Raw genomic sequence first — 2339 nt, 5'->3', positions numbered from 1 at the left:
ACCGGGCTGTGCGCCAGGCTGCGCACCGGACGCGCCAGCTCCACCACCTGCTCGAACGGCAGATCCTGGTTCACCTGCGCCTGCTGCACGCGCTCACGCACCCGCTCGACCAGCTCCGCCACCGTCGGCGCTCCGCCAAGGTCCACGCGCAGTGCCAGCGTGTTGGCAAAGAAGCCGATCAGGCCTTCCACCTCCGGGCGCGTGCGGTTCGCCACCGGCGCCCCGATCACCACCTCGTCCTGCCCGGCCAGCCGGCCCAGCACCGCCGACCACCCTGCCAGCACCATCATGAACACCGTCGCGCCGTAGCGACGCCCGGCCTGCGCCAGCCTCGCCGTCAGCGCCGCGTCCACCACCACCTCGATCGACGCTCCGCTGTAGTCCTGACGCTCCGGCCTTGGCCGGTCCGTCGGCAAGCTCAGCAGACCCGGCGCACCCGCCAACGTCTCGCGCCAGTAGGCGCCCTGCTGCTGCAGCACCTCGCCCTCCAGCCAGCGACGCTGCCATACCGCGTAATCCACGTACTGCACCGGCAACGCCGGCAAGGGCGCGGCAAGGCCGCGTCGCGCCGCGTCGTACAGCGCCGCGAACTCACGGATCAGCACGCCCATCGACCAGCCGTCCGACACGATGTGGTGCATCGTCACCAGCAAGACATGATCGTCCTGCGCCACGCGCAGCAGACGACCACGAATCAGCGGCCCCGTGGACAGATCGAAAGCCGCCGACGCTTCTTCCAACGCCAGACGCTGGGCTTGCGCTTCGCGGTCCGCAGACGCCGAGACGTCGCTCACCGTCAGCACCAGCCCGCAGTCCGCCGCCGCGATGCGCTGTGCAGCCTCCCCGTCCTGCTCCACAAACGTCGTACGCAGTGCCTCATGCCGTGCCACCACCGCATCCAGCGCCGAACGCAAGGCCGCTTCGTCGAGCGCACCGCGCAGCCTGACACCGACCGGAATGTGATACGCCGCGCCCGCGCCTTCGATACGCTCCAAGAACCACAGACGCTGCTGTGCGAACGACAAGGGCGCCAGCCCGGTGCGTTCGACAGACTCGATCACCGGCAGCAGCGTTTGCTCGCCACGCTCGATGACGCGCGCAATATCACGCAGACGTGGCTGAGCGAACAGCTTCGCCAGGGCCAGCTCCGCATCCAGCTGCTGACGCACGCGCAGCACCATGCGCACCGCTTGCAACGAATGGCCGCCAAGCGCAAAGAAGTCGTCGTCGCGACCGACACGCTCCACGCCCAGCAGCTCCGACCAGATGCCGGCCAGCGTCGTTTCGAACGGCCCCACCGGTGCTTCGTACAGCTGTGACGACAACGCGCCGCTGTCAGGCATCGGCAGCGCCCGACGATCGAGCTTGCCATTCGGCGTCAGCGGCAGCTGCTCCATCCACACATAGGCCGCCGGCACCATGTACTCGGGCAGATGTGCCAGCAGCGCCTCGCGCAGAACCGGCACCTCCACCGGCTCCGCACCCGTCACGTAGGCCACCAGCCGCGCCTCGCCCGGGGTATCGGTACGTGCCAGCACCACCGCCTCTCGCACACCCTCAACCTGCGCCAGCCGCGCCTCGATCTCGCCAAGCTCGATGCGGAAACCGCGCAGCTTCACCTGGTGATCGTTACGGCCCAGGTATTCGATCTCCCCTTCCGGCAGCCAACGCCCCAGATCCCCCGTGCGGTACATCCGCCCGCCCGCGCGGAACGGGTCCGCCAGGAAACGCTCCGCCGTCAGGTCTTCACGGTTCAGGTAGCCACGCGCTACCCCCGCGCCGCCAATGTAGATCTCACCTGCCACGCCCATCGGAACGGGCTCGCCATGCGCATCCAGCAGGTAGAACTGGGTGTTGTCGATCGGACGACCGATATTCACCGCCCCTTCCACTCGCTGGGCCGATGACCAGATCGTCGTCTCCGTCGGTCCATAGACGTTCCAGAGCGTGCCCACCCGCGCGCGCAACTGAGCGGCCAATTGCGCCGGCAACGCCTCGCCGCCGCACAGCGCCGTCAGCCCCGCTGAACCCGGCCAGCCGCCCTCCACCAGCATCCGCCAGGTCGACGGCGTTGCCTGCATCAGCGTCGCACCACTGTCGTCAAGCGCCCGGGCCAGAAGCGTCGCGTCACGCGCGGACTCCCGATCCAGCACGATCGTGCGGGCGCCCACCACCAGCGGCAGATACAACTCCAGACCCGCAATGTCGAAGCCCAGCGTGGTCACCGCCAGCAATCCATCGCCCGCTGCGATCCCGGTCAGCCCGCGCATCGCCTGCAGCAGGTTCGCCAGGTTGCCGTGCTCGACCATCACGCCCTTGGGCCGGCCGGTCGAGCCCGA

The 2339-nt window shown here is 68.9% G+C and carries 1 protein-coding gene; it reads right to left on the bottom strand.

The window, feature by feature from the left end:
- Positions 1 to 2339, bottom strand: a 2339-nt coding sequence (locus P0Y43_RS23040; protein ID WP_275639572.1) for an amino acid adenylation domain-containing protein, incomplete at both ends; no start/stop codon positions are given.

The sequence above is a fragment of the Pseudomonas entomophila genome, from assembly GCF_029193575.1.
GTDB lineage: Bacteria > Pseudomonadota > Gammaproteobacteria > Pseudomonadales > Pseudomonadaceae > Aquipseudomonas > Aquipseudomonas entomophila_G.
This window is presented reverse-complemented; position numbering and strand designations above follow the sequence as displayed.